The organism is Streptomyces sp. NBC_01549 (genome assembly GCF_026339955.1).
Lineage (GTDB): Bacteria > Actinomycetota > Actinomycetes > Streptomycetales > Streptomycetaceae > Streptomyces.
This window is the reverse complement of record NZ_JAPEPW010000001.1, coordinates 4965820-4991162: the sequence shown is the minus strand read 5'-3', so window position 1 is coordinate 4991162 and position 25343 is coordinate 4965820. Positions and strand designations below refer to the sequence as shown.

Sequence of the window (25343 nt, the reverse complement as noted above, 5' to 3'; positions counted from 1 at the left end):
CACCGGACCCGTCCCGCTGACCGGAGACCGTATGAGCACCGAGACGAAGAAAGCGCACGACCCCGATGCACGCGGGGTGCGTCTGGTGGTGGTGCTGTTGTCGCTGACCGTGGTCAGCGGGCTGATCGACGCGGTGAGCTATCTCGGACTCGGACATGTCTTCACGGCGAACATGACCGGCAACGTGGTGGTATTCGGCTTCGCCGCGGCGGGCGCCCCCGGCTTCTCGATCCCGCACACCTCTACCTCACTGGCCTGCTTCCTGGTGGGCGCCGCGGCCGGGGGCCGGATCGCGGGGCGGTACGGCGGCGGCTCACGCCGGACCTGGGCACGGGTCACGCTCACCGCGGAGGCGGTGTTCGTGGGCGCGTCCGCGGTGGTCGCCTTCGTCGCGCCGGGTGCCACCGGGACCACCTACGCCCTGATCGCCCTCACGGCCTTCGCCATGGGCCTGCGCAACGCGACGGTCCGCAAACTCGGCGTGCCGGACCTCACGACCACCGTCCTGACGATGACCCTGACCGGCCTCGCCTCCGACTCCGCGGCCGGCGACGGCTCGGGCCACCGCTCCCCCCGGCGCACGGCGGCCGTCCTCGCCATGCTGGCGGGCGCGACGCTCGGCGCATGGCTGGTGATCCACCACGGCCTGGGCATCCCCTTGCTGCTCGCGGCACTACTGGCGGGGGTACTGGCGGTCGCGACGTCCGGTCGGGAGTGACGGGGTCCGTATGGGCTCAGCAGTCCGTGGCCCGAGGATGCCCCGTCCCGGCGAAGGTGATCCAGCAGGTGCCGCGGGCGGTGTCCAGGAGGTACCAGATACGTCCACCGCCGGTCACCTCGATCTGCCACTGCTCGCAGGTCTGTCCGCGGTGAGTACCGTGCGCCAGACTGCCCTTCAGCCGGTGATGCCGAGGTGTCTCGGTGGTCGGTCCGGGATCTGTGCGCATGAGGATCCATGCGCGGTAGGTGTTCTCGCGTGCCTGCTGGGCGAGGCTTTCCCAGCCCTTGGCAGAAGCGGCGTCCGCGAAGCGGACCTCCTGGTGGCGGCGGCGCGGCACGGTCTCCGCGGCCTGCGCTCATGCGACGCCCCGCGGATCCGGCACCGGACCGTAGTCCTCGGCGTGGTCGGTGGTCAGCGCGGCCAGCAGTTCAGGATCGGAGTACACCTCGGCGGTGTGCTGCCAGGCGATGAGCATCTGAGCGACGGACGCGTTGTTGCCGACGGAGTCGGCGGCCCTCATGGTGTCGACCAGCTCGACGGCGAAGGCATGGATGTCCGGCTCCGGCAGAAAGCGGACCCAGGGGAAGGCGTCCGGCAGTATGTCCAGGAGTAGTTCCATGCTGCCGGGCTCACGGCGCGCCATCGCGGCCAGCATCCGAGTGGCGGCCGACACCACGGTCTGGTCCTGCTCGGCACGCACCGCCGTGGTGAGGACCAGGTCCTCACCATCTCTGCGGTGCAACAGAAGCCGCGGCGACTCCTTCAGCCGGGCCAGTGTCTGCTTGTTCTTGTTCACCAGCTCGGAGAAGTTCACCGCAGCATTCTCGACAGCCATGACTTTGAAACTACTTCGAAACTCACCGCCCCGCCATCACCCGAAAGACGGACGCGGAGCCCGGGGCCTTCGAGCAGCTCGCCTGGTCGACGGCCCCGGACGGGCCGGGCTACAGCTGGTTGAGGAGCCAGGTGCACAGCTCTTCGGTGATCTTGGTGTGCCCCTCGTTCTGGGAGGCGCACAGGAACGCGTCGAGTTCGCTCTCCTCGGGGTCGAGGGCACTGATGTCGGTGTTCAGCAGCGCGGTGGTGTCCAGGTCGCGGACGGCCACCGCGCTGACCGACGGCACGAAACAGATCTCGGGGACCGGGGCCAGGGCACTGCCGGGGATCAGCTTGTTGAGAGTGTTGGCGGCGATACCGAAGGACTCCAGGGTGCCGCCGGGAGCCCCGTCGATCTCAGGGAACCCGTCGGTGGTGATCGTCTCGTTCTTTCCGAGGGTCGCTTTCAGTTCGGCGACCAAGGCGTCGTCGCCCTCGGACTGGGTGTAGATGGTGGTGCCGGGGAACAGCAACCCGGTGGCGCGGAACGCCTTCACGCCGGGCTCGATCCCCGCGCCCTGGCCATTCCCGGTGCCGTTGGCGACGCCGATCTTCCGCGGTCGCCTCGGCCAGTTGCCGACGCGCTCCAGGGCGGCGAGGAAGTCGGAGCGGGCCTTGTCCTGCCCGGGAGTGCCGTCCACCGTCTCGATGTGCCGCCACATCAGCTCGCGCGAGGCCGGGCTGTTGATCTGGTCCGACAGCGCACTGTTGGCCGGGTTGCCGCGCTTGATGTAGTGCGCGAACGCCTGCAGACCGATCGGCACCCACGCGCCACGGTGGGGGCTGTCGTAGGAGAAGTACACCTCGGTCTGGTGGTCCATCTTCTGGATCTCCATCCGGGCCAGGGCATAGCGGGTGACCAGACCGCCCATGCTGAACCCACCGACCACCAGCCGTTCGTCGCCCGTGCGCTCGTCGATCAGTCTCGTGATCGCCTCGATCACGTACCCGGCGTTGTCGAGGATCGACGCGGAGCGCTCCCCGTAGCCGAAGATGACCGCGTCCCGCCCGCGCTCGCGCAACTGGCTCATCAGCGGGTACTCGCCCCGCTCGAATCCGTCGTAGAGCTCATCCAGACTGCTCGGCCCCACATTGAAGCCGTCGGACATCAGCACCGGCCGCTCCACACCGTGGTGGCCGTCGCCGTAGTACACCCAGGCGGTGCCGTCGTAGACCGGCACGTAGTCTTCCTGGCCCTCCTCATGAGGGTTCAGGTGACGGCCGAAGTGCCACGTCTCGTCCGGTGCCGGGGCCGCTGGCGGCTTCGGCTGGTCCAGCGGGGCCACCAGGCCGATCGAACCGACATACTGCTGCTCGCGGGCCGCCTTCTCTTTGCTCACTGCGGTTGATCCCCTTCCTTCGGGCCGCACGAAGACCCCGGGGACATACGCCCCCGGGGTCGTGCGACTTGGATGTGAGCCTCATCATCAGGGGACAAAAACGGACGTACGGGTTCCCTCGCGCGATCATCATCACCATGAGTGATTGTCAGCCCCATGGGTTTGGCCCTGCGGCCGAGCCGGTCGGCACTCGAACCAGACGGTCTTGCCGCCCCCGGACCCCGGCCCCACGCCCCACTTGTCGACCACCGCGTCGAGCAGCACGAGCCCGCGCCCACCCTCCGCCTCCGGCGACAACTCATCTGGCGTGAGGGGTACTTGTGGGGAGCCGTCCGTCACCTCCACCCTCACTCCGGCCGTCTGTCTCAGCACCAGCAACGCGCAGCGCCGGTCGGGGACATGGCGTACGACATTGGCGACCAGCTCGGTCACGGCCAGCTCCACGGAGTCGGCCAACTCCGCCAGGTCCCACTCGTCCAGCAGCGACCTGACGATCCGCCGGATGTGCCGGGCCGAGTGTGCGCCGACGGTGATCCGCATCGTGTACTGGGCGGGGCGGGAGCCCAGGAGGGTGGGGGGAATGTGTTCGTTCACGCTACGAGACTGACCTCACGCGACTACGCTCGGCTACGGGACGAATACAACGGGTCCCGGAGTGGGCCGAGTTGCGCGCGAGAGGGGCCGTACGTGACCCATATCAACATCCTCGACCCGGGCGCCTCCCCGCTCGACTACTACGGGTTCGAGTTGCGGCGCCATCGTGAGTCCGCCGGGCTGACACAGCGGCAGCTGGGCGACATCGTCAACTACACCGGCTCGCTGGTCGGCCAGATCGAGACGGCGAGGAAGCTGCCGACGCCGGAGTTCAGCGAGCGGGTGGACGCGGCGCTGGGGACGGGTGGGTTACTTTCCCGGCTGGTCGGACTGGTGATGCGCAGTCAGCTTCCGGCCTGGTTCCAACAGGTGGCGGAGTTGGAGGCGCGGGCGGTCGAGATGTGCACCTTTCATACGCACCTGGTGCACGGTCTCCTGCAGACCGAGGCGTACGCGCGTGCCGTGCTCGGCGCACTGGACCAGACCGATCTTGAGGACCGTTCCGCTGTGAGGTTGGCGCGTCAGCGCATCTTCGAGAAGGGTGAGCCGCTGGTTTTTTGGGCGATCATCAGCGAAGCCGCGCTGCACCAGGAGATCGGCGACGCAGAGACCATGCGAGGGCAACTGACTCACCTGTTGTCGTTCGAGGGCAAGCCCCAAATCAACATCCAGATCTTGCCGTTCGCGGCCGGAGCGCATGCGGGGCTGCAAGGCTCGTTCGACCTCTTCCGCTTCGCAAGCGACCCGGCCATCGTCTACACGGAGGGCTATGGAAGCGGGCATCCGACCGCCAACCCGGACACCGTCAAAGACTGCTCGCTCCGTTACGATCACCTTCAGGCCGCCGCGCTGTCCCTCAAGGAATCGGCGGAGCTGATCCGGCGAGTGATGGAGGAACGCCATGGGGAGCAACGCGGTTCCGACCAGGGTCCAGTGGCGTAAGTCCAGTTACAGCGGCGACCAGGGTGGCTCGTGCGTCGAGTGCGCGCCCCTCGGCCCTCTGACCTGGCGCAAGTCCACGTACAGCAGCGACCAGGGCGGCGACTGCCTAGAGATCGCCGAAACCCCGGCCACCACCATCGCCGTACGAGACTCGAAGAACCCGGCGGGACCGATCCTCACGATCGCCCCCGCCGCCTTCGTCGCCTTCGTCTCCTGGACTACAACCGCTGGATGATCGTCCCGGTGGCCAGTCCACCACCCGCGCACATGGTGATCAGCGCGAACTCCTTGTCCCGTCGCTCCAGTTCGTGCAGGGCGGTGGTGATCAGCCGGGCACCCGTCGCTCCGACCGGGTGCCCGAGCGCGATCGCACCGCCGTTCACGTTGACCTTCTCCAGGTCCTGCTCGAAGACCTGCGCCCAGCTCAACACCACTGAGGCGAACGCCTCGTTGATCTCCACGAGGTCGATGTCCTTCAAAGACATCCCGGCCTTGCCCAGCACCGCACGCGTCGCGTCGATCGGGCCGTCCAGATGGAAGTGCGGGTCCGAACCCACCAGCGCCTGGGCCACGATCCGCGCCCTCGGGCGCAGCTTCAGCGCCCGGGCCATCCGCTTGGACGCCCAGAGGATCGCCGCCGCACCGTCCGAGATCTGCGAGGAGTTGCCCGCCGTGTGGACGGCCGTGGGCATCACCGGCTTGAGGCCCGCCAGCGCCTCCATGGACGTGTCGCGGAGCCCCTCGTCACGGTCGACGAGGCGCCACATGCCCTGTCCGGCCCGCTGCTCCTCCTCGGTCGTCGGCACCTGCACGGCGAAGGTCTCCCGCTTGAAGCGTTCCTCCGACCAGGCGTTCGCGGCGCGCTCCTGCGAGACCAGGCCCAGCCTGTCGACGTTCTCGCGCGTCAGCCCACGATTGCGCGCGATGCGCTCGGCGGCCTCGAACTGATTGGGCAGATCCACGTTCCACTCGTCCGGGAACGGCTTCCCGGGGCCGTGCTTGGAGCCGGAGCCCAGCGGCACCCTCGACATCGCCTCGACCCCGCACGAGATACCGACGTCGATGACCCCCGCCGCGACCATGTTGGCCACCATGTGGGAGGCCTGCTGCGAGGAGCCGCACTGGCAGTCGACCGTCGTCGCCGCCGTCTCGTACGGCAGGCCCATGGCGAGCCAGGCCGTGCGCGCGGGGTTCATGGACTGCTCGCCGGCGTGCGTCACCGTGCCGCCGACGATCTGCTCGACGCAGTCGGCGTGGATGCCGGTGCGGCCGAGGAGTTCACGGTAGGTCTCGCCCAAGAGGTAGGCGGGGTGGAGGTTGGCGAGTGCGCCACCTCGCTTGCCGATGGGGGTGCGTACGGCTTCGACGATCACGGGTTCCGCGGCCATGGGGGCTCGTCCTCTCCTCAGGCCTGCCCGGCGGTCAGGCCCTGCTGACCCGCGCAGCGCGGGGCGTCCCGGCCCACCCACCGCGCAGAACTAGAACGCGTACCAGTTCTGTGTGCAGTCTGCGGAGCGGAGCCCCCACGCCGCAAGGGTCGTGCAGCGCCCGAAGTGGTGATCTGCACGAACTCCCCGCGGAATTCAGGGTGCCGTACCCCTTGCGACTTGTAGAACCCGTTATTACCTTCACGGCAATTCCGGATTCCTGATGGACCGTCAGAATGGTGGGTGGTCGCCGATGCCCTGTCCCGCGCTGCCCGACGGGTTCGACTTCACCGACCCCGATCTGCTGCACCACCGCGTGCCCCTGCCGGAGTTCGCCGAACTGCGCCGGGCCGAACCCGTCCGCTGGATCCCCCAGCCCGCCGGCCTGGCCGGCTTCCAGGACGAGGGGTACTGGGCGGTCACCCGGCACGCGGACGTCAAGTACGTCTCCACGCACCCGGAGATCTACTCCTCCTACCTCAACACCGCGATCATCCGCTTCCACGAACACATGCAGCGCGACGCGATCGACGCCCAGCGGCTGATCCTGCTCAACATGGACCCACCCGAGCACACCCGCGTCCGCCAGATAGTGCAACGCGGTTTCACGCCAAGGGCCATCCGGGCGCTGGAGGAGCGGCTCCGCTCCCGTGCCCTCGCGATCGTCGAGGGCGCCCGCGCCCATTCGGGGCCCTTCGACTTCGTCACCGAGGTCGCCTGCGAACTGCCTCTCCAGGCGATAGCCGAGCTGATCGGCGTTCCCCAGGACGACCGCATCAAGATCTTCGAGTGGTCCAACAAGATGATCGCGTACGACGACCCGGAGTACGCCATCACCGAGGAGGTCGGCGCCGAGTCGGCCGCCGAGCTCATCTCGTACGCCATGAACATGGCCGCCGACCGCAAGCAGTGCCCGGCCAAGGACATCGTCAGCACGCTGGTGGCGGCCGAGGACGAGGGCAACCTCGGTTCCGACGAGTTCGGCTTCTTCGTGCTGATGCTGTCGGTCGCCGGCAACGAGACCACCCGCAACGCCATCACCCACGGCATGCACGCCTTCCTCACCCACCCCGAGCAGTGGGAGCTGTACAAGAGGACCCGTCCGGCGACCACGGCCGAGGAGATCGTGCGATGGGCGACCCCCGTCGTCTCCTTCCAGCGCACCGCCACCCAGGACACCGAACTCGGCGGCAAGCAGATCAAGGAGGGCGACCGGGTCGGGATCTTCTACGCCTCCGCCAACCACGACCCCGAGGTCTTCGAGAACCCGGACGCCTTCGACATCACCCGCGACCCCAACCCCCACCTCGGCTTCGGCGGCGGAGGCCCCCACTACTGCCTCGGCAAGTCCCTGGCCGTCCTGGAGATCGACCTCATCTTCAACGCGATCGCCGACGCGATGCCGAACCTCACCCTGGCCGGCGACCCGCGCCGACTGCGCTCCGCCTGGATCAACGGGGTCAAGGAGCTCCAGGTCGACGCCGACTGACCGCACCGCACGCTCGGGCCGACGGACTCCCGGTGCCCGTCGGCCCGTCCCGCGGGAGGCAGGGGCATCCCCCGAGGCCCTGTCGTCAAACTCCCGCCTGCCCCGCGGCGCCATGCACGCTCCCCCACTGCTTCAAGGGCGTGGGAGGTGCCCCCACTCGCCGCACCGGGCGAAAGCCCAAGTACATCCAGTACGAGGCCTTCCGCCCGTGCGCGGTCTCGCTCGCGCGGATTCCGCCGTCTCCGCCCCGAAGGCACCACCTGCTCGCCCGCCGTGCTCAACGTTCACCACGCCCCGCCGACCCTCCCGCCCCGTTCACCCTTTTCATCCCGTACGGCCGTGCTTCGTCCGGCCTCTAAGAGGCTCGCACGTCCCGATCGAGAGACGCAGGCAACCCCCTCTTCACCTGACGGCCTCCCGCCTTTTGCCCGGACGACGATAGTGCGCGCGCACTTCCGGTTCCCCCCTTCGTTGGCGACTTACCTCACAGCGGAGCCTCAGGAAAGCGACACGCGGCGCAGCCGTCACCCCTGCGTACGACGCATTTGCATGCACTGTGCATCGAGACACCTACGGCACGTAATGCGGGCGCGTGCCCCTATGGTCACTTTTCGGCCCACCTCCGGGCGAGCCGCGTCCCCGTCCCCTACGAAGGGCATGCCCTTGCCGTCCGCCACAGCAGTCGCCCCCGCCGTACCCCGACCCCGAACCCCCGCGCCGCCCGAGGCGACGGTCACCGATCCGGCCCTGGTCAAGCGCGCCGTCAAGGCGGCAGCCCTCGGCAACGCGATGGAGTGGTTCGACTTCGGTGTCTACAGCTACATCGCGGTGACGCTGGGCAAGGTCTTCTTCCCGTCCGGCAACCCCACCGCGCAGTTGCTGTCCACCTTCGGCGCCTTCGCCGCGGCCTTCCTCGTCCGCCCGCTCGGCGGCATGGTCTTCGGCCCGCTCGGCGACCGCGTCGGCCGCCAGAAGGTCCTCGCCCTCACCATGATCATGATGGCGGCCGGCACCTTCGCAATCGGCTTGATCCCGTCGTACGCGACGATCGGCGTCGGCGCTCCCCTGCTGCTGCTCGCGGCCCGGCTCGTCCAGGGCTTCTCCACCGGCGGCGAGTACGCGGGCGCCTCCACCTTCATCGCCGAGTACGCACCCGACAAGAAGCGCGGCTTCTTCGGAAGCTGGCTGGAGTTCGGCACGCTCGCCGGATACATCGGCGGCGCCGGCCTGGTCACCCTCATGACCGCCTTCCTGTCCACCGAGGACCTGCTGTCCTGGGGCTGGCGCGTGCCGTTCCTGATCGCGGGCCCCATGGGCGTCATCGGCCTCTATCTGCGGATGCGCCTGGAGGAGACCCCGGCGTTCGCGGCGGAGCTGGCGAAGGCCTCCAAGAAGGAGGCGGACCGCCCCAAGGTGCGGCTGCGCGAGATGGTCGCGGGCCAGTGGCGCGCGCTGCTGCTCTGCGTCGGCCTCGTGCTGGTCTTCAACGTCACCGACTACATGCTGCTGTCGTACATGCCGAGCTATCTGACGAGCGAGCTGAAGTACGACGAGACGCACGGCCTGCTGGTCGTCCTCGGTGTGATGGCGCTGATGATGATCGTCCAGCCCTTCGCGGGCGCGCTGACCGACCGGATCGGCCGCCGTCCGATGATCGCCGCGGGCTGCGCCGGCTTCCTCGCCCTGTCCGTCCCGGCGCTGCTGCTGATCCGCGAGGGCAGTCTGCTCGCGGTCGCGCTCGGCATGGGCGCGCTGGGCCTACTGCTGGTCTGCTTCACCTCCGCGATGCCCGCCGCGCTCCCGGCGCTCTTCCCGACGAAGGTCCGCTACGGCTCGCTGTCCATCGGCTTCAACGTCTCCGTCTCACTGTTCGGCGGTACGACACCGCTGGTGACCACGGCACTCATCGGGGCGACCGGGAACATGATGATGCCCGCCTACTACATGATGGGCGCGGCCGTGATCGGTGGCGTCGCGGTGTGGTTCATGACCGAGTCGGCGGGGCGACCGCTGCCGGGCTCCGCGCCCGCCGTGTAACTTTGCCCGTGGGACTAGTTAGGGCATCTAACTAGGCATACGAAAGGCATGGTTCATGAGCGAGTCGCAGCTCTGGAACGAAGTCGACGACTACTTCGCCACCCTCCTCTCCCCCGCCGACGAGACCCTGACGGCGGCCCTGCGCGACAGCGACGCCGCGGGGCTGCCGCCGATCGCGGTCGCGCCGAACCAGGGCAAGCTGCTCCAGCTGCTCGCCCAGATCCAGGGCGCCCGCCGCATCCTGGAGATCGGCACCCTCGGCGGCTACAGCACCATCTGGCTGGGCCGCGCCCTCCCGGCCGACGGCAGGCTGATCACCTTCGAGTACGACGCCACGCACGCCGAGGTCGCCCGCCGCAACCTCGCCCGTGCGGGCCTCGACAAGATCGCCGAGGTACGGGTGGGCCCCGCCCTGGAGTCGCTGCCGAAACTGGCCGAGGAGAACCCGGAGCCGTTCGACTTCGTGTTCATCGACGCCGACAAGGTGAACAACCCGCACTACGTCGAGTGGGCCCTCAAGCTCACCCGCCCCGGCAGCCTGATCGTCGTCGACAACGTCGTGCGCGACGGGCAGGTGACCGACGCGGGCAGCGCCGAACCGAGCGTGCGGGGCACCCGGGCCGCCCTCGAACTGATCGCCGCCCACCCGAAGTTGACCGGTACGGCGATCCAGACGGTGGGCAGCAAGGGGTACGACGGGTTCGCGCTGGCCCGCGTGCTGGCCTGACGCACCTCTCCCCTCCGGGGCGCTCAGGCCTCGTGGTAGAAACCCACGTTCACGCTGTGCGGTCCTGTGCGGTCGAGGATGACGATCTCCCCCGAGCCGCCCGCGGGGAGCTTCACCGTCCCGCCGTACGGGACGGCCTGGGTCGGCGCTCCGGCCAGCGTCAGCCGTACCTCGGCGGAGGGCTCCGGGCGCGACCCGTGCAACCAGGTGACCTGCCACGTGCCGTCCGGACCGCACAGGAACTCCAGGTGGACCCGGGAGACGAACAGCCAGTCGTCGGGGGTCGCGAGCCGGCACACCGCCCGGTCCCGCCCCACCCGCAGCACGGCTCCCGGGTCGCTCGGCGCGTCGGCCATCAGCATTCCGGCCGTCGCACCCGCGTCCGCCCCGGTGACCGAGGCCATGGTGAGTTCGAGCACGTGCGCTCCTTCGAGTTACAGCGTTCGTCCGGTCGCGGCGCGGTGGTTCAACCGTCCGGATGACGTATGTGGTTGACGCGCCGCCGCCGCATGATAAATCGCCCCATCGTCCGATCGGGTGTCCTCCTGCACAATGGACGTATGACCGAACGGAAGCCACCCGGGGTCAGCTTCGAGACCTGGGTCGACCGACAGATCCGTGAGGCGGAGGCCCGCGGCGAGTTCGCCGACCTGCCCGGCGCGGGCAAGCCCATGCCCGCCGTGACCGACACTCCGTACGACGAACTGTGGTGGATCAAGCGGAAGATGGCCCGCGAGGGGCTGTCGGTCCTGCCACCGACACTGGCCCTGCGCAAGGAGGCCGAGGACGCGCTCGCGGCGGCGTCGGCGGCGCCCTCGGAGCGCATCGTGCGGCGGATCGTCGAGGACATCAACGCCAAGATCCGCGAGGTCATGTTCAAGCCGCCGCCGGGTCCTCCCCTCGGCCTCAAGCCGTACGACGTGGACGAGATCGTCCGGGAGTGGCGCGAGCGCCGGGCCGGATGACCCCGTCGACGGGTGAGGCCGCGCCCCGGAACATGGTCCGGGGCGCGGCCTCATGGTGGTACTCGACGCTACGGCCTCCTACAGGTGCAGGAGCCGCTCCGTGACCTCGCGGTAGTCACGCAGGGCGAGCCGCAGCTTCTCGGTGTCGGCCGTGTCGCCCTCACCGGCCGCCTGCCAGGTCGTCCGCAGGTTGCGGCGACGCCGGGTCATGGCGTCCGTGAACTCGGTGGTCAGCTCCTCCAGGACATGGTCCGCCTCCTCGACGGACGCCCGCGGACCGTCCACGAACCCGCCGACGGCGTGCTGCAACCGCAGCGAGTACTTGTCGCACTCGTCGTGCGACAGCAGCGCCCCGTCGCCGTTGCCCTGCGGACCGGTGTCAACCTGCCCGGCAGCCGACTCCTGCCGCCCGGCACGAGTACGGTCACCCTGCCCGGCGCGGGTGGGCTCCGCCTGCCCGCCACGCATGGATTCCTCCTGCCCGGCACGGATGTCCCGGTCGTCGGCGGGCATGGCCGCCGCGCCGCCCGCCGTCGAGCGGGACGGGTTCGCCGTCTCGCGGAACCGCATGCCGCCGCGGGCCCCCGCCTCGCCGGGTGCCGCCCTGTCGGCGGGACGCCGGGGCGCCTCCCCGGGGTCGTAGGCGGCCGGGTCGGCGGGTGTGCCGGGGCCGGACGGCGGAGCGACCTGGGCATCCTGGGCGTGCCGGTGGACGAGGGGGTCGACGCCCCCGCGGCCCGTCATCGCCTCGCGACGCGGACTGTTCTCATTACCGTTGTTCGATGTCATCTTCTTCACCGGATCCCTCCGAGGGCTCCCCAGCCCTCAGGCCAGGGAGGAATCGAACACCTGTGCAGCAGGGCAGAAAGAGCCGGTTCGCCCCCAGGGCGGACCGGCGTGCTGGTAGCGCGGACGCAGACGATGCGTCGCGAGAGCCAAGCACGCAGCGTGTCCTTGAAGTTGTGTGACCTTGCAGCGGGTGAGCTGCCCGGGCTGGTTTCAACCCGGCTGGTGTTGATCGTGGAAGACCTGACGGACCGCCGGTCCAAGAGGCGGCGTGAGCCAGGAATCACCTCCGTTCGCGGAGGTGAGGATTCAATTCCTCAGCTCCCCTTCGCGTGACGCCTGGTCATGGCCCACGGCACATGGGCCCGGTGGGAACGCTCGCCCGGGGCGGAGTCCTCGGCAGGCGCGGTGTCGGCGGTGTCCTGGCGGGCGTCCTGGCGGACCGGGGCCAGCAGATCCTCGAAGAGGGCGCGGGCCTCCACCATGGACGCGCGGAGCTCCTCCGTACCGCCGTGGGCGTCCGAGGCGGAGGCGTACGTGGCCTGGTGCACACGCCGGTAGCCGTGCACATGGTGTCCGTGGTGGACGGAGAGCGCGTCGAGCCGCTCCTCGTAGCGCTCGCCGTCGGGGAAGCCACGTGCGCCGGCCAGCTCGGCGACCAGCCGGTCCGCCTCGGCCACCGCCTCCTGCGGCGAGTCGACGAAGCGTTCCTGAACGGCTCCCCAGCGGGCGGCGTACTCGTCGCGCGCGGCCGGTTCCAGCGGCCGTTCACGCAGCGCGCCGTGCCGCTTCACCCGCTCGGCGAGGTCGCGCTCGGCGGCCCTGGCGTCGCCGTCGTGCTGGGCGACGGCCCGGTCGTACTCGGGCCCGAAGCGCCGCCGCAGTGTGCGCCCGCCCTGCGGCCTGCGGGCCAGGAGGATCAGCGCGGCCGCGACGACGGCGACCGCCACGATCACGATCAAAGCGATGATGAGGCCTGTGGACATGGGTGCCTTCCGGGGTTCTCGACCCGACGGGCCGGTTCGAGAACCGGGTTGCCCGGAAGCCCGCACTCAAACGAACCCACCACGGTCCCACCGTGGACCCGCCATGAACCCGCCACGGAACCACCGCGGACCCGCGATGGCCCCCGCACGGACGCCCCCGCACCGGCGGCCCGCCGAAATCCGCTTGCGGACCGGGGGCCGCGCCTCCCGACAATGACCGCCATGACCTGGACCATCGCCCCCGAACCCTTCGACTCGTCCGTCGCCGCCACGCTGTGGCGCGCGTACTACACGGAGGTCAGCGACCGCTGGTACCTGCTGCACGAGGGGCACCCGACCGACCCCGAGGAGCTGGAGCGGGAGATCGCGGCGACCACGGGTGCCGAGTTCCAGGCACCCGGCGGAGTGCTGCTGGTCGCACGGTACGGCGGCGAACCCGGCGGCACGGCCGGGGTGCGGATGCTCGACGCCACGACGGGTGAGCTGAAGCGGGTGTTCGTGCGCGAGCGGCTGCGCGGCAGGGGCGGCGCGGCGCTGTTGCTCGCGGCGGCCGAGGAGGCGGCGCGCGGCCTCGGTGCCGAACGGCTGATCCTCGACACCCGCGGCGACCTGGTGGAGGCACGATCCCTGTACGCGCGGCACGGCTACGCGGAGACCGAGCCGCACAACGACGACATCTACGCCGACCACTGGTTCACGAAGAAGCTGACGCCTTGAAGGCCGACGGAGGAGTCACGCCGCTCTCCCGCGCGGATGCGCACGCGGCACCGTCCCGTCGTGCGGCCGCTCCGCGTCGGAGCCGCACAGCTCGCCGTTCAGCTCCTCGACCAGCTTGGTCAGATCGGTCGGCCGGTCCGGTCCCCACCAGTCGCCCAGCAGTTCCGCCAAGGACTCCTCGCGGGCCTTGGCCAGCTTCTCGGCGACCTCGCGGCCTTCGTCCGTGAGGACGAGGTCGAGCCCTCCGCGGGCGGCGAGGCGGCGCTCCTCCAACTGCCGGGCCGCGGCCAGCACGACGGGCAGCGGTACGGCGCTGCCTTCGGCCAGCAGCGCGGGCTCCGCCCACCCGTACTTCTTGATCCGCAGCAGCAGCCAGCTCGCGGCGGGCAGCAGGTCGCAGCCGGCCCGCGCGGTGATCTTCTCGTAGATCTCCCGTCGCCCCTCCCGGGTGCCGAGCACGGACAGCGCGCGGCACACCTCGTCGTGCGACGACCGCTCCACGGGATTGGTGGCGAGCGTCTCGCTGATGTCGGGTGCCGTGACCGAACCCCGCAGCTTGTCCTCGCGCAGGAACCAGGCCAGGGCGAAGCCGAGCAGGGCGACCGGGGCGGCGTACAGGAAGACGTCGGTGATCGACGAGGCGTACGCGTGCAGGACGGGCTGGCGGAGCGCGGACGGCAGGTCGGCGATGCCCTTCAGGTCGGCCTTGAGACTGTTCGGCGTGATGCCCGCGGGGAGTTGCCGTCCGCTCAGCACGGCCACCAGGTTGTCGCCGAGGCGGCTCGCGAAGACGGTGCCGAAGATGGCCACGCCGAACGAGGCGCCGATCGAGCGGAAGAAGGTGGCGCCCGAGGTGGCGACGCCCAGATCCTCGTACGAGACCGCGTTCTGCACGATCAGGACCAGGACCTGCATGACCAGGCCGAGACCCAGGCCGAAGACGAGGAAGTACACGCTCATCACGCCCGTACTGCTGTGCTCGTCGAGCTGGTGGAGCAGCAGCAGACCGAGCGCCGTGACACCGGTGCCCACGATGGGGAAGACCTTCCAGCGGCCGGTACGGCTGACGATCTGCCCGGAGACGGTCGAGGACAGCAGCAGCCCGAACACCATGGGCAGCATGTACACGCCGGACAGGGTGGGGCTCACGCCCCGGACGACCTGGAGGAAGGTCGGCAGATAGGTCATCGCGCCGAACATCGCGAAGCCGACGATGAAGCTGATGACGGCGGAGAGGGAGAAGGTGCGGATGCGGAAGAGCCTGAGGGGCAGGACGGGTTCGGCCGCCCGCCGCTCCACCGCCACCAAGGCCACGGCGAGCAGGACACCCAGCACCGCGAGTCCGATGATCTGCGGCGAGCTCCACGCCCAGGTGGTGCCGCCGAGCGAGGCGACGAGCACGAGACAGGTGGCGACCGCGGCGATGAGAAACGTGCCGAGGTAGTCGATGACGTGCTCGGCGGACTTCCTCGGAATGCGCAGGACCGTCGCGATCACGACGAGCGCGACCACGCCGACCGGCAGGTTGACGTAGAAGACCCAGCGCCAGCTGAGGTGCTCGGTGAACAGCCCGCCGAGCAGCGGCCCGAGCACACTCGTCGCACCGAAGACGGCCCCGAACAGCCCCTGGTACTTCCCCCGTTCGCGCGGCGAGACGATGTCGCCGACGATCGCCATGGACAGCACGATGAGCCCACCGCCACCGAGGCCCTGAAGGGCCCGAAAGCCGATCAACTCGCCCATGTTCTGCGCCATTCCACACAATGCGGACCCGACGAGGAAGATCACGATCGCGGCCTGGAACAGCTTCTTCCGGCCATACTGGTCGCCGAGTTTGCCCCACAGCGGAGTCGCCGCGGTCGACGCGAGCAGATACGCGGTGACCACCCACGACAAGTGCTCGAGGCCGCCCAGGTCGCTGACGATGGTGGGCAGCGCGGTCGACACGATCGTCTGGTCGAGGGCGGCCAGCAGCATGCCGAGCAGCAGCGCGCCGATCGAGACGACGACACCGCCGTGCACCGGCGCCTCCTGGGCGTCGACGGCGGCCGCCGAGCGCCTGCGCACGACCGTCTCGTTCACGGCGTACGGGGGGTCGTGCGGCGACGCGTCCGAGTCGTGCACATCACCGGGTGTCTCGCCCGTCATGCGGACCTCCCATGAACCCCTGGGGTCTCGTCACCCTCCATGGTGGTCGGTATGGCCGGTTATGGCCTGTTGAAGCTTGTAACAGGTGCGGAAGGAGGGATTCCGGGGGCTCCTGGGAGAAGGTGTGGTGGATGTGGATAACCTCGGGAGTTCCGAGGGGGCGAGTCTCAGGGGGAGGGACCCAACGCGTGACTGAACCGAACGGGCATGTCTGCCCCGAGTGCGCCGCGCCCCGGACGCCGGACGGCACCCCGTCCTGCGCCTGCACCCGGCGCGCGTCCGACGCCCTGCGCGACGCGCGCACGGCGGAGGCGGCAGCGGCGGAGGACTTCGATCCCCTACGGATACGCCCGTACGTGGATCTGGTGGCGAACGAGTCCTCGCCCGCCACCATGCGCTTGCGTACGGTGCCGCCGGAGGCCGCCGCCACCGTACGACTCGCCGCCGTACGAGACGCCGACTCCGGAAATGGGACTCCGTACCCGCCCCCGTCCCCCCTCGCCGAGGAACCGCCCCGCTGGCGGCGGCGTACGGCCCTGCTGGTCGTGACCGGGGCCGCGGTGGCGGTCGTGGCGGCGGCGGGGTTCGCGAGCGGCCTGTTCTCGTACGACACCCCCGCGCGGGACGGGGCGCTGCCGGACGACGCACGGGCGAGCGTGCCGGAGGCGTCACCGACGCCGACCTCGGTGCCGCCGTCCCCCTCGTCACGATCAGACTCAGGTTCGATTCCCGAACCCGGCGCATCCCCCACGACGACGGCCACGGCCGCACCGCCCCCGTCGCCCAGCAAAAGTCCGTCACCCTCCACCTCGGCGACCTCGACGCGACCGTCCGACCCCTCCCAGTCACCCACACCCACCACCACACCGACCGTGGCCGCCTCGTTGGCGCCGGACCAGGGCTCCGCGGGCGATGAGCCCGCCCAGACCCTGCGCCGCGGCGACAGAGGCCCCGAAGTCACCGAACTCCAGCTGCGTCTACGCCAGTTGTCCCTCTACACGGGCGACGCCGACGGCAGGTACTCCGGCCGGGTCGAGGACGCGGTACGCCGCTACCAGTGGGCGCGGGGCATCACGGGCGACGAGTCCGGGGTGTACGGGGCGGCGACACGCACGAGCCTGGAGAACGAGACGACGACTCCGTAGGGGTTCGGCGGCTGGGGGGTCCGTCGGCTGCGGGCCGGTGCGGGCTGGTCGCGCAGTTCCCCGCGCCCCTGGGGCGGGGCTGCACCCCGCGTCTTTCAGCCCGTCCGGCGTTCGAGGACGAGGCCGTTCAGGCCGATCGGGGGGCTGGGGGAGCAGCCCCCAGGTTGAGGATGGGACGGGTAGGGGCGGCGGAGGTGAACCTCGCGCGCGTCAGCCGAGGTGCAGGCGTATCGTCCCGCCCCCGACAACCTCCACCCGCACCCGCGTCAGATCGGACACAACGGCATCCGGACGATGAAAGCCGGCCCGGGGCCCTACCCCGACCACCCGCATCCCAGCAGCCCGCCCAGCGGAAATCCCGGCCCCCGAATCCTCGAAGACGACACAGTCCTCAGGCGCCACACCCAACTCGGCGGCGCCCTTCAGAAAACCCTCGGGATCGGGCTTGCTCGCACCGACGGACTCGGCGGTGATCCGCACATCGGGCAGCCCCAGCCCGGCGGCAGCCATCCGCGCGGTGGACAGCCCCACATCCGCGGAGGTGACAAGGGCATGCGGCACCCCGGCCAGCGAGGCGAGAAACTCCCCGGCACCCGGAATCGCGACGACCCCGTCCATGTCGGCGGTCTCCTCGGCGAGCATGCGCGCGTTGTCGGCATAGTTCTGCTCCATGGGCCGGTTCGGCAGCAGCACCGCCATCGACGCGTACCCCTGCCGCCCGTGGACGACCTTCATGACCTCGTCCCCGTCGAGCCCGTGCCGCTCCGCCCAGCGGCGCCAGCAGCGCTCGACCACGGCGTCCGAGTTGACGAGGGTGCCGTCCATGTCGAGCAGGAGGGCGCGGGCGGTCAGAACGGTGGTGGCCGTCATCGGCAAGCTCCAGAGCGCGAGGGAAGGGGCCGGGGGGGCGTCCATTGGATCAGCACCGGGTCCCCCGGGGACAAGGCGGCCCCGCCCGCCGGTCAGGGAGTGCGGACGGGAGCCACTTTGTTTCTCTACGATACAAAACGAGGGGGACCGGCGCCACCGCTTCCGACCAGGCGGAGCCCCGGACCCTTCGACGACCCGCCGACGAGCGGGGCGCCGGCGGCTCAGGCCGCCACCGCCTCATACAGACTCCAGGCCCCCAGCGCCAGCATCAGCATGGCCGCGACCTTGGTGATGAGCTCCAGCGGAACCCGCTTCATCAGGGCCTTCCCGCCGACGATGCCGAGTCCGGCCACCGCCCAGAGCGCGAGCACCGCGCCGAGGCCGACCGAGAGCGGGTCGTCGTACCGGGCCGCGAGGTTCGCCGTCATGATCTGCGTGAGGTCACCGAACTCGGCGACCAGGATGAGCATGAAGCCCGCCCCCGAGACCTTCCAGAAGGTCTGGTTCTCGGGCTTGCGGATCTCCTCCTCGTCCTCGCCCTTCTTCAGGAGCAGCACGGCGGCACCGGCGAGGAACAGCACACCCGTGAGTGCGTGCACGATCTGCTGCGGCAGCAGGGTCAGCACACTGCCGGCCGCGACGGCGAGCGCGACATGCACGGCGAAGGCGGCGGCGACGCCCGCGAAGACGTAGGAGGCGCGATAGCGGGTGCCCAGGACGAGCCCGGCGAGCGCGGTCTTGTCCGGCAGTTCGGCGAGGAAGACGACGCCGAAGACGAGCGCCATCACGGTGATGCTGATCAAAATCCCTCAATCGGTCGGGGCTGCCCCACCGAGAGTGCTGTGACTGCGACGCGACACCTCGGCACGGCAGCACACGTCGGCGCCCGCACGAGGACATACGCGCGGACAGTGCACTGCTCTGCCGAAGGTCTCGCTGGCCGACCGTGAAGGCCTGCCTCCGGGCGCCGGCTCAGACGAGCTGAGCAGTATGTCGACGGTCCGGCGAAGAGCTACTCCCCTTCTGCGTCACTCATCCTACGGGATGCCGAAATGTGCCGGACAGGGCCATAGGTCCCGAGCCCCTCGCACCACACCGGCCGATCCCCTCACACGCCACGCCCCGGAGCCCGCCCCCCGATCCACAGAAAACGGTTGCCCCCGACCCCTTGGCATGTCATGCGCACGTCACTAGCTTCTTACCTGCCCCACACCTTCCAGAAATGCGCCACCGCGAGCATGGGCCCGCTCGCCCCAACGTCCCCCCACCTCAAGGGAGTTCGCATGCCAAAGGTCTACGCGCGTCGACGGCTGAGCATACTCGCAGCCTTCACCGGCCTGATAGCCATGGTCGGGATATTCAACGGCCCGACCGCCTCCGCCGCGCTGCCCACCCCGGTCAGCGCCGCCACCGCGCGCACCTACCTCGCCTCGCTCACCGTGGCGACGGAGAACCGCACCGGCTACGACCGTGATCTCTTCCCCACCTGGATCACCATCAGCGGTACCTGCAACACCCGTGAGTACGTCCTCAAGCGCGACGGTTCGAACGTCGTCACCAACTCCGCGTGCACCGCCACCAGCGGCACCTGGTACTCGGTCTACGACGGCGCCACCTGGACCGCCGCCTCCGACCTGGACATCGACCACCTCGTCCCGCTCGCCGAGGCCTGGGACTCCGGCGCGAGCGCATGGACCACCGCCCAGCGCCAGGCCTTCGCCAACGACGTGACCCGTCCCCAGCTCATCGCCGTCACGGACAACGTGAACCAGCAGAAGAGCGACCAGGACCCGGCCGAGTGGATGCCCCCGCTCAGCTCCTACGCCTGCACCTACGTCCGCGCCTGGGTCCAGGTGAAGTACTACTACAACCTCTCGGTCGACTCGGCGGAGAAGAGCAAGCTCAGCTCGGTCCTCAGCGGCTGCTGATCCCCGCACCGGTTCCCACCGGTCCTCACTGACCTCACAGGTCCTCACAGGTCCTCACCGACCCCACCGGTCCCCACCCCCCACGGATACCGGCGCCGTTCCCGGAACCTCCCCGCTCGTCTCCGTCGTTCCGTACCGTACGGGGCGACGGAGAGGGGTGATCACCTTGGCGGAGCTGCGCCTGGGACCGCTGCTGAGGTACGTCGACGGCTCGTCCGCGACCTTCTGGGTCGAGGCGAGCCGTCCGTGCACCGCCGAGGTGCGCTGCGCCGACGGTGCCGGCGGCTCGGCCCGCACCTTCCAAGTCGCCGGACACCACTACGCGTTGGTGCCGGTGAGCGGTCTGACCCCGGGCACGGACACCACCTACGAGGTGCTGCTGGACGGCGTCGGCGTCTGGCCGCTGTCCGACTCCCCCTTCCCACCCTCGCTCGTGCGCACCCCGGGCGAGGAGGACGCCGTCCGGGTCACCTTCGGCTCCTGCCGCTGGGCCGCGCCGCCCGCGGACGAGAAGGACCCGGTCGGGCCCGACGCCCTGGACACACTGGCGGCCCGCATCGCGACCGAGCCCGAGGGCGAACGGCCGGACGTCCTGCTCCTGTTGGGCGACCAGGTGTACGCCGACGAGACCTCGAAGGCCACCCAGCGCTGGCTCGCCGCCCGGCGCAACCTCGAAGACCCCCCGGGCGACCAGGTCGCGGACTACGAGGAGTACACCCGCCTCTACTACGAATCCTGGCTCGACCCGGAAGTCCGCTGGCTGCTGTCGACCGTGCCCAGCTGCATGATCTTCGACGACCACGACGTCATAGACGACTGGAACACCAGCGCCTCCTGGCTCGCCGACATGCGCGCCACGCTGTGGTGGCGCGAGCGGCTGCTCAGCGGCCTGATGTCGTACTGGGTCCACCAGCACCTCGGCAACCTCTCACCGCGCGAACTCGCCGACGACCCCCTGTACGCCGCCGTCCGCGAGACCCCCGACGGCACCGACGTGCTGCGCGCCTTCGCCGCCCAGTCCGACACCGACCCGGCCTCCGTCCGCTGGAGCTACCGCCGCGACTTCGGCCGCGTACGGCTGCTGATGGTGGACACCCGGGCGGCCCGGGTGCTGGCCGAGAACGAACGGGCGATGCTGGACCCGGGCGAGGAGCGGTGGCTGCGCGAGCAGGCGCTGGACGCGCCGGGCTCCCGCGACCACCTCCTGATCGGCACCTCACTGCCCTGGCTGCTCCCCCACCTCGTGCACGACGCCGAGACATGGGACGCCGCGCTGTGCCGGGGTGAACGGGGCGCGCGCTGGGCCCGGTTCGGGGAGAGGCTGCGCCGCCGGGCCGACCTGGAGCACTGGGCCGCCTTCCCCGCGTCCTTCGCCGCGCTCGCGGAGCTGATCGCCGAAGCCGGTTCCGGGCCGGACGCCCCGGCGACGGTGTCGGTGCTGTCCGGAGACGTCCACCACGCCTACATCGCCGAGCCCGAGTGGCCCTCCGGAGCCGCCGGCTCCCCGCGCTCCCCGGACGCCCGCGTCCTGCAGCTGACCTGCTCCCCCGTCCACAACTCCATCCCCCTCTCCATACGGCTCGGCTTCCGTTTCGGCTGGAGCGCGGTGGGCCGGACGATCGGGCGCCGGTTCGCCCGGCACGGCAAGTGCGCCGAGCCGCCCGTCAACTGGCGCAAAACGGGTGGCCCTTGGTTCGGCAACCAGCTCATGACTCTCACCCTGAGCGGACGTTCGGCCCGGCTGCGGCTGGAGCAGGCCCGGGTGGACAAGGGCGGGCGCACCGTCCGGCTGCGCACGGTCACGGAGTCCGAGATCGCTCCGTGAACGCCCGCGGTCGTCCGCAACGCGTGTGTGGAGCAGGCGTGATGGACCTGCGCGGGGCGCGTGAGGGGTGCGTGAGACACCCGTGACGCATCCCACAGCGGGCGGCGATCCTCCCGCCCGGGGCTCGGTTCGCGTTCTCGCCGACGGCATGATGAGGCGGACCGTCCGCTTCCAAGGGGCCTTCCTGTGGGTCTCCCCGCGAGCGGTCCACCGTCATGCGCCCTCCATGCCCGGGAGTCACACCTTTGTCTGCAGTGAGCGCCGCGCCCTCCGGGACCACCCGTGCCGTCGAGATGTCCCTAGTGCCACGACAGGCAACGTTCGCCCCGTCGCGACGCCCGGCACGCCCTCTCGCCGCACCAGCCGAAAGCCCAAGTACGTCCAGTACGAGGACGTCCGGCCGGCACGCCGAGAGCACGCACCGGACGCCGCTCCTTGACGGGCAAACGTCGCCTGCCGCGGCACTAGCCGTCGTCGGCGCGGGACCGCGGGGCACCAGCGTCCTTGAACGCCTGTGCGCGTCCGCGCCGGAGCTGCTCCCGCCCGGGGCACGGCTGACGGTCCACGTGGTGGATCCGTCGCCGCCCGGCCCTGGCCGGGTCTGGCGGACCGCGCAGTCGCCGCATCTGCTGATGAACACCGTGGCCTCGCAGGTGACCCTCTTCACCGACGACAGCGTGGACTGCGCGGGCCCGATCCGCCCCGGGCCGAGCCTGCACACCTGGGCGGGCGGCGAGCTGGGCCCGGACGACTATCCGACCCGCGCCCACTACGGCCGCTATCTGGAGTGGGTGTTCGCCGAGGTGGTGCGCGGGGCGCCGCCAGGGGTGCGCGTCGTGGTGCACCCGGCGCGCGCGGTACGGCTCGACGACGGCCCCGACGGCCGCCAGAGCCTCACGCTGGACAACGGGCGCACCCTGCCGGCGCTGTCCGCGGTCGTCCTTGCCCAGGGGCATCTGCCGGCGGCCCCGGACCGCGCCCAACGCGATCTCACGGCGTACGCCGAACGGCACGGCCTGCGCCACATCCCGCCCGCCAACCCGGCGGACGTCGACCTCCGCGCCCCCGCTCCCGGCGAACCGGTCCTGCTGCGCGGTCTCGGGCTCAACTTCTTCGACCACATGGCCCTGCTCACGACGGGCCGGGGCGGCCGCTTCACCCGCACCGCCGAGGGCCTTCGCTACCTGCCCTCCGGCCGCGAGCCCCGCCTGTACGCGGGTTCGCGCCGCGGTATCCCCTACCAGGCCCGCGGCGACAACGCGAAGGGCCCCTACGGCCGTCACCTCCCGCTCGTCCTCACCGACGAGGTCGTCGCCGGCTTCCGCAAGCGTGCCGACTCCGGTGAGGCGCCGGACTTCCTGGGCGAGATATGGCCGTTGATCGCGAAGGAGGTGGAGACGGTCTACTACGAAGGTGTGTGCGCCGGGCGGTGGGAGCGTCCGCGGCTGCTGGAGTTCCGGGACCGTTTCCTCGCCGCCGGGCACCGGAGCTCTCAAGAAGCCCGCATCCTCGACGAGTTCGGCATCCCGGAGGGTGAGCGCTGGTGCTGGGACCGCGTTGCGCGCCCGTACGCCGGCCGCCACTTCACCACGCCCGGCGACTGGCGTTCCTGGCTGCTGGCGCATCTGCGCGAGGACGCCGAGCAGGCCGCGCTCGGGAACGTCGACGGTCCTCTGAAGGCCGCCCTGGACGTGCTGCGCGACCTGCGCAACGAGGTGCGGCGGATCGTGGACCACGGGGGCCTGCCGGGCGGCTCGCGGCGTGAACACCTGGACCGCTGGTACACACCGCTCAACGCCTTCCTCTCCATCGGGCCGCCCCGCCGTCGCGTCGAGGAGATGACCGCGCTGATCGAGGCGGGCGTCCTGGACGTCGTGGGCCCCCGGCTGGAGGTGCGGGCCGAGGACGGGGCGTGGGTCGCGCACTCCCCCGACGTGCCGGGTTCGACGGTCCGCGTGACGACGCTGATAGAGGCGCGGCTGCCGGAGCCGGACCTCAGGCGGACGGGCGACGAACTGCTCACCCGGCTGCTGAGGACGGGCGGGTGCCGCCCGCACACGAGCGACGGTTACGAGACCGGAGGGCTGGACGTGACACCGCGTCCCTATCGTCTGATCGACCGTCAAGGGCGCCCGCACGCGAAGCGGTTCGCCTTCGGGGTCCCCACGGAGGGCGTGCACTGGGTGACCGCGGCCGGGGCCCGGCCGGGTGTGGATTCGGTCACACTTTCGGACGCCGACGCGGTGGCGCGGGCCGCTCTACGTGCGGCGACAGCCGAACCAGAGGCCCCGTCGACACCTGACACATGGCTAAATGCTGAACTCGCAAGCATTGATTAGCCGCCCGGCGCCCACCTCCCTCACCCGGAGGTGGGCGCCGTCCCGAACCGCCCTCGCTCAGGCCGTCCCGGCGACCCATCCGAACGGGACGGTGAAGCACGCCACCCGCGCACCTTTCGCGCCCGGCCCGTCGTAGAGCACCACGGAACCGACCCCGCCCGGCCTGAGGCCCCAGTCGTGCCGGGTCCTCGCCTCACCCCTCCCGTTCTCGTCGGCGGTGAAGTCCAGCCACACCTCGTTGTCCGGATCGGTGTGAGCCGGGTCCGCGCGGTGCTGGTAGACCCCGCCCGCCGCGGCCGGATCGGCGGCGCAGGACTTCTGGTGCACCCGCGCCCCGAACGCGTGGCCGGCCTTCACTCCGGTCACCCGCAGCCGCAGGGTCGTGGCGCCCCGCTCGTCCATCAGCTGACTCACCTCGATCCCGCCGGCCGCCGGAACGACCTGCGTGTCGTACGTCAGTGCCGTCGACGGGACGAAGGCGCCGGGCGGCGCGAACCGCGCCTCCGTCGTCATCCAGTAGCCGTCCGTTCCCGCGCCGCCGCCCACCGTCAGTACGGCCGACGCCAGGGCCCCGGCGATCATCCCTGCCACCATCGCTGTCCCGCTCCTTCAACGCTCGTCCCCGCCCTGACTTCGCCCCTCCCTTACTCGCTCCCGCCCTGAAGAGCACATGAACCCCCAGTGACCCTCCTGTCACACCTGCCGCGTACGCTGTATGGCTGTCACAAGCCGCCTGCCGCTCCCCCGCGACGTAGCGGCGAGGTCGTGCCAACGGGGGAGTACAGGGGAGTTTCGGTGTTGGAGAGTGTGGGGCCGCTGACCGGCAGCCCATGGATCTACGCGGCGGTGGCCGTCTCGGTCCTGCTGGACGTCTTCCTGCCGGTACTGCCGAGCGGCGTCCTCGTCATCACGGCGGCCACGGCCGCGGCGGCGGGCTCCGCGGGGGCGGCCGTCGGGCAGGCGGTGCCCAACATCATGGCGCTCACCCTCTCCGCGGCCACCGCCTCCGTCCTCGGCGATCTGGTGGCCTACCGGCTGGCCTGGCGCGGCGGCGAACGTCTGGACCGGGCCATAGCCCGCTCGCGCCGGCTGTCCAGCGCGCAGGAACGTCTCGGCGCGGTCCTCTCGCGCGGCGGCGGTGCCAGGGGTGTCCTGGTCGTCCTCGCCCGTTTCGCGCCCGCCGGGCGCTCGGTCGTCTCGCTCGGCGCGGGCGCCGCCCACCGCCGGGTCCGCGAGTTCCTGCCGTGGTCGATCGTGGCGGGTCTGGCCTGGGCCGTCTACAGCGTCGCCCTCGGATACTTCGGCGGCCAGTGGCTGGGCGCGAGCTGGCTCGCCACCGGGGTGTCGCTCCTGGCGCTGTTCGGCGCGGGGGCGGGCGCGGCGTTCGTGATGCGGCGTCCCGTGCCCGAGGAGTCGGGCACCGGCGCCTGACCGCGTCCGCGCGGACCCGCGGACCCGCGGGCGTGTGAACGCGCGGGGCG

At 70.6% G+C, this 25343-nt stretch carries 25 protein-coding genes; 13 read left to right on the top strand and 12 right to left on the bottom strand.

Annotated elements, in window-relative coordinates; genetic code table 11:
- Positions 1-31 precede the first annotated feature (31 nt).
- Positions 32-718 (top strand): YoaK family protein, encoded by a 687-nt coding sequence (locus tag OG819_RS22145; RefSeq protein WP_266650947.1) that lies wholly within the window; start codon positions 32-34, stop codon positions 716-718.
- A 16-nt stretch (positions 719-734) separates the two neighbouring features.
- Here the strand turns inward: OG819_RS22145 and OG819_RS22140 are convergent, their stop codons facing one another.
- The 4 genes from OG819_RS22140 to OG819_RS22125 form a co-directional block, all read right to left on the bottom strand.
- A complete protein-coding gene (locus tag OG819_RS22140; protein WP_266650946.1) occupies positions 735-1058 on the bottom strand; it encodes a hypothetical protein in 324 nt (107 codons plus the stop codon).
- A gap of 18 nt (positions 1059-1076) precedes the next feature.
- Positions 1077-1556, bottom strand: a complete 480-nt coding sequence (locus OG819_RS22135; RefSeq protein ID WP_266650945.1) for a hypothetical protein — start codon at positions 1554-1556, stop codon at positions 1077-1079.
- Between the two features lie 109 nt (positions 1557-1665).
- Positions 1666-2937 (bottom strand): hypothetical protein, encoded by a 1272-nt coding sequence (locus tag OG819_RS22130; RefSeq protein ID WP_266650944.1) that lies wholly within the window; start codon positions 2935-2937, stop codon positions 1666-1668.
- Positions 2938-3069: 132 nt separating this feature from the next.
- A complete protein-coding gene (locus OG819_RS22125; RefSeq protein ID WP_266650943.1) occupies positions 3070-3531 on the bottom strand; it encodes an ATP-binding protein in 462 nt (153 codons plus the stop codon).
- 93 nt (positions 3532-3624) lie between these two features.
- Between OG819_RS22125 and OG819_RS22120 the strand changes: the two genes are divergently transcribed.
- Together OG819_RS22120 and OG819_RS22115 are read left to right on the top strand one after the other, a co-directional pair.
- Positions 3625-4473 (top strand): helix-turn-helix transcriptional regulator, encoded by an 849-nt coding sequence (locus OG819_RS22120; RefSeq protein ID WP_099922930.1) that lies wholly within the window; start codon positions 3625-3627, stop codon positions 4471-4473.
- On the top strand, positions 4433-4708 hold the full coding sequence (locus OG819_RS22115; RefSeq protein ID WP_266650942.1) for a DUF397 domain-containing protein: 276 nt from the start codon (positions 4433-4435) through the stop codon (positions 4706-4708). Before OG819_RS22120 ends, OG819_RS22115 begins: the two co-directional genes overlap by 41 nt.
- On the opposite strand, the gene OG819_RS22110 is transcribed toward OG819_RS22115, so the two are convergent.
- Positions 4692-5861 carry a steroid 3-ketoacyl-CoA thiolase gene (locus OG819_RS22110; RefSeq protein ID WP_266582256.1) on the bottom strand — a complete coding sequence of 390 codons (1170 nt, stop codon included), beginning with the start codon at positions 5859-5861 and terminating at the stop codon, positions 4692-4694. The two genes, OG819_RS22115 and OG819_RS22110, sit on opposite strands and share 17 nt — an antisense overlap.
- Positions 5862-6153: 292 nt before the next feature.
- Between OG819_RS22110 and OG819_RS22105 the strand changes: the two genes are divergently transcribed.
- The 3 genes from OG819_RS22105 to OG819_RS22095 all read left to right on the top strand — a co-directional run bounded on the left by OG819_RS22105 (position 6154) and on the right by OG819_RS22095 (position 10153).
- On the top strand, positions 6154-7389 hold the full coding sequence (locus OG819_RS22105) for a cytochrome P450 (protein WP_266652802.1): 1236 nt from the start codon (positions 6154-6156) through the stop codon (positions 7387-7389).
- A 657-nt stretch (positions 7390-8046) separates the two neighbouring features.
- A complete protein-coding gene (proP, locus tag OG819_RS22100) occupies positions 8047-9426 on the top strand; it encodes a glycine betaine/L-proline transporter ProP (protein ID WP_266650941.1) in 1380 nt (459 codons plus the stop codon).
- 55 nt (positions 9427-9481) lie between these two features.
- Positions 9482-10153 carry an O-methyltransferase gene (locus tag OG819_RS22095; RefSeq protein ID WP_266624423.1) on the top strand — a complete coding sequence of 224 codons (672 nt, stop codon included), beginning with the start codon at positions 9482-9484 and terminating at the stop codon, positions 10151-10153.
- A 23-nt stretch (positions 10154-10176) separates the two neighbouring features.
- On the opposite strand, the gene OG819_RS22090 is transcribed toward OG819_RS22095, so the two are convergent.
- A complete protein-coding gene (locus OG819_RS22090; protein ID WP_266650940.1) occupies positions 10177-10572 on the bottom strand; it encodes a hypothetical protein in 396 nt (131 codons plus the stop codon).
- 141 nt (positions 10573-10713) lie between these two features.
- Here OG819_RS22090 and OG819_RS22085 point away from each other — a divergent pair, with 141 nt between their 5' ends.
- On the top strand, positions 10714-11118 hold the full coding sequence (locus OG819_RS22085) for a DUF1992 domain-containing protein (protein ID WP_266414286.1): 405 nt from the start codon (positions 10714-10716) through the stop codon (positions 11116-11118).
- A 78-nt stretch (positions 11119-11196) separates the two neighbouring features.
- Here OG819_RS22085 and OG819_RS22080 read toward each other — a convergent pair whose 3' ends face one another.
- Both OG819_RS22080 and OG819_RS22075 read right to left on the bottom strand, forming a co-directional pair.
- Positions 11197-11907, bottom strand: coding sequence for a hypothetical protein (locus OG819_RS22080; RefSeq protein ID WP_266650939.1), 711 nt, complete (start codon positions 11905-11907; stop codon positions 11197-11199).
- 314 nt (positions 11908-12221) lie between these two features.
- Entirely contained in the window at positions 12222-12890 is a 669-nt protein-coding gene (locus OG819_RS22075; protein ID WP_266650938.1) for a hypothetical protein, read from the bottom strand.
- A gap of 213 nt (positions 12891-13103) precedes the next feature.
- Between OG819_RS22075 and OG819_RS22070 the strand changes: the two genes are divergently transcribed.
- A complete protein-coding gene (locus OG819_RS22070; RefSeq protein WP_266650937.1) occupies positions 13104-13607 on the top strand; it encodes a GNAT family N-acetyltransferase in 504 nt (167 codons plus the stop codon).
- A gap of 15 nt (positions 13608-13622) precedes the next feature.
- Here the strand turns inward: OG819_RS22070 and OG819_RS22065 are convergent, their stop codons facing one another.
- The gene (locus OG819_RS22065; RefSeq protein ID WP_266650936.1) at positions 13623-15755 is read right to left on the bottom strand and encodes an MFS transporter; all 2133 of its coding nucleotides are present in this window, start codon (positions 15753-15755) and stop codon (positions 13623-13625) included.
- Positions 15756-15943: 188 nt separating this feature from the next.
- Between OG819_RS22065 and OG819_RS22060 the strand changes: the two genes are divergently transcribed.
- Positions 15944-16900: a peptidoglycan-binding domain-containing protein gene (locus tag OG819_RS22060; RefSeq protein ID WP_266650935.1), complete on the top strand. Its 957-nt coding sequence runs from the start codon at positions 15944-15946 to the stop codon at positions 16898-16900.
- Positions 16901-17110: 210 nt separating this feature from the next.
- Here the strand turns inward: OG819_RS22060 and OG819_RS22055 are convergent, their stop codons facing one another.
- Complete coding sequence (locus OG819_RS22055; RefSeq protein WP_266650934.1) at positions 17111-17770, bottom strand: HAD family hydrolase; 660 nt, start codon at positions 17768-17770, stop codon at positions 17111-17113.
- 221 nt (positions 17771-17991) lie between these two features.
- The gene (locus OG819_RS22050) at positions 17992-18573 is read right to left on the bottom strand and encodes a TMEM165/GDT1 family protein (RefSeq protein WP_266414274.1); all 582 of its coding nucleotides are present in this window, start codon (positions 18571-18573) and stop codon (positions 17992-17994) included.
- Positions 18574-19053: 480 nt separating this feature from the next.
- Between OG819_RS22050 and OG819_RS22045 the strand changes: the two genes are divergently transcribed.
- The 3 genes from OG819_RS22045 to OG819_RS22035 all read left to right on the top strand — a co-directional run bounded on the left by OG819_RS22045 (position 19054) and on the right by OG819_RS22035 (position 23862).
- The gene (locus tag OG819_RS22045; RefSeq protein WP_266414272.1) at positions 19054-19698 is read left to right on the top strand and encodes an HNH endonuclease family protein; all 645 of its coding nucleotides are present in this window, start codon (positions 19054-19056) and stop codon (positions 19696-19698) included.
- Positions 19699-19864: 166 nt separating this feature from the next.
- On the top strand, positions 19865-21523 hold the full coding sequence (locus tag OG819_RS22040; RefSeq protein ID WP_266652800.1) for an alkaline phosphatase D family protein: 1659 nt from the start codon (positions 19865-19867) through the stop codon (positions 21521-21523).
- Between the two features lie 293 nt (positions 21524-21816).
- Positions 21817-23862, top strand: a complete 2046-nt coding sequence (locus OG819_RS22035) for an FAD/NAD(P)-binding protein (protein ID WP_266652798.1) — start codon at positions 21817-21819, stop codon at positions 23860-23862.
- A gap of 57 nt (positions 23863-23919) precedes the next feature.
- Here OG819_RS22035 and OG819_RS22030 read toward each other — a convergent pair whose 3' ends face one another.
- A complete protein-coding gene (locus OG819_RS22030; protein WP_266650933.1) occupies positions 23920-24456 on the bottom strand; it encodes a superoxide dismutase family protein in 537 nt (178 codons plus the stop codon).
- Between the two features lie 201 nt (positions 24457-24657).
- Here OG819_RS22030 and OG819_RS22025 point away from each other — a divergent pair, with 201 nt between their 5' ends.
- On the top strand, positions 24658-25293 hold the full coding sequence (locus OG819_RS22025; RefSeq protein WP_266624439.1) for a DedA family protein: 636 nt from the start codon (positions 24658-24660) through the stop codon (positions 25291-25293).
- Positions 25294-25343 lie beyond the last annotated feature (50 nt).